Here is a 2,080-nt window from a genome sequence, read left to right as displayed (position 1 = left end):
TCACGGTGCTGGAGCTGGACACGCTGGCACTGGCGGCGGAGGCAGAGCACAACCCCGACGTGCCGGTGAGTGGAGAGAACCTGGCCTACGTGATCTACACCTCCGGCTCCACCGGGCGGCCCAAGGGCGCGGCCAACCGGCACCACGCCCTGTACAACCGCCTGAAGTGGATGCAGGACGCCTATCGGCTGAACGCTCAGGACACCGTCCTGCAAAAAACCCCCTTCAGCTTCGACGTCTCGGTGTGGGAGTTCTTCTGGCCGCTGATGGTCGGTGCCCGCCTCGCCGTGGTCGCGCCGGGCGAACACCGGGAGCCGGCACGGCTGGTCGAACGGATCGTCCAGCACCAGGTGACGACGCTGCACTTCGTTCCCTCCATGCTGCAAGCCTTCCTCGCCCACGAAGGCATCGAAGCGTGCACCAGCCTCAGGCGCATCGTCTGCAGCGGTGAAGCCCTGCCGGCCGAAGCCCTGCAGGGCGTGTTCGCCCGGCTGCCGCAAGCGGCGCTGTACAACCTGTATGGCCCAACTGAAGCCGCCGTCGACGTCACCCACTGGACCTGCCGTGCCGAGGGCCGCAGCCTGGTGCCTATCGGCGCCCCGATCACCGGCATCCGCACCTACGTGCTTGACACCGAACTGAACCTGACCCCGGCCGGCGTGGCCGGCGAGCTTTACCTGGGCGGCGTTGGCCTTGCGCGCGGCTACCTGAACCGCCCCGGGCTGAGTGCCGAGCGCTTCATCGCCGACCCCTACGGCGAAGCCGGTGGGCGGCTGTACCGCACGGGCGACCTGGTGCGCTGGAACGCGGAAGGCGAACTGGAATACCTGGGTCGCATCGACCACCAGGTCAAGATCCGCGGCTTCCGCATCGAACTGGGCGAAGTGGAAGCGCAGCTGCTGGCCCAGCCGGAAGTGCGTGAAGCGGTGGTGGTGGCCGACGAAGGCCCGGGCGGCGCACGGCTGGTGGGCTACGTCTCGGCCCAGGCAGGCGAGGAGATCGACACCGCCGGACTGCGCACCAAGCTCGGCGAGCAGTTGCCGGACTACATGGTGCCGTCGGTGCTGATGGTGCTCGACGCGCTGCCGCTGAACGCCAACGGCAAGATAGACCGCAAGGCGCTGCCGAAGGCGGAGGCGGGCAGCAGCCAGGATTACGAGGCGCCGCAGGGCGAAGTGGAAGAGCGGCTGGCGTCGATCTGGGCCGAAGTGCTGGGGGTGGAGCGGGTCGGGAGACGGGACAGCTTCTTCGAACTCGGCGGCCACTCGCTGCTGGCCTTGAAGCTGCTGGAACGGCTGCGCAGCCAAGGCCTGCCGGCCTCGGTGAAGCGTCTGTTCCAGCACCCGGAACTGGCGGCGTTTGCCGCCGCGCGGGAGAGCGAACCGCAGCCGGCCGAAGTGGTGGTACCGCCCAACCGGATTCCGGCCGGTTGCGAAGCCATCACGCCGGAGATGGTCACGCTGGTGGCACTGAAGGCTGAAGAGCTAGGACGTATCGCAGCGCAGGTGCCGGGGGGGATGGTGAACATCCAGGACATCTACCCGCTGGCGCCGCTGCAGGAAGGCATGTTGTTCCACCACTTGGCACAACAGCAGGGCGATGCCTACGTCACCCAGAATCTCTTGGGTTTCGACAGCCGAGAGCGCCTGGAGTCCTTCATTTCCAGCCTCAACCTGGCAATACAGCGCCACGATATCCTGCGTACCACGGTGCTGTGGGAGGGGCTGCATGAGCCGGTACAGGTCGTCCATCGCCAGGCCGAAGTCCGGCTGCAGTGGCTCGAAGCAGGGGAAGGAGAGGATGCCCGCAGCCTGCTGGAGGCCAGAGTCGCGCCCGGGCGCTACCGCATCGACGTGCGCCAGGCCCCGCTGATCCACGCGCTGGCGGCGCATGACCTTCCCCGGCGGCGCTGGCTGCTCTGCCTGCCATGCCACCACCTGATCCTGGACCATTCCACGCTGGAACTGCTGGTGGGCGAGATCGCCCTGATCCAGGAGGGCAGGGAAGGCGAACTTCCGGAACCGGTCCCCTTCCGCCGCTTCGTCGCCCAGGCGAAGCTGGGCGTGAGCGTGGCCGAACA

General features: G+C 67.7%; 1 protein-coding gene. It reads left to right on the top strand.

What is annotated here, in order from left to right:
• On the top strand, nucleotides 1-2,080 hold a 2,080-nt coding region (locus tag GRF61_RS23920), incomplete at both ends, for a non-ribosomal peptide synthetase (RefSeq protein WP_169153119.1).

The organism is Azoarcus sp. TTM-91 (assembly GCF_012911025.1).
Classification (GTDB): Bacteria; Pseudomonadota; Gammaproteobacteria; order Burkholderiales; family Rhodocyclaceae; genus Azoarcus.
The sequence above is the reverse complement of the archived record's forward strand: the minus strand, read 5'-3'. Positions and strand labels throughout refer to the sequence as shown.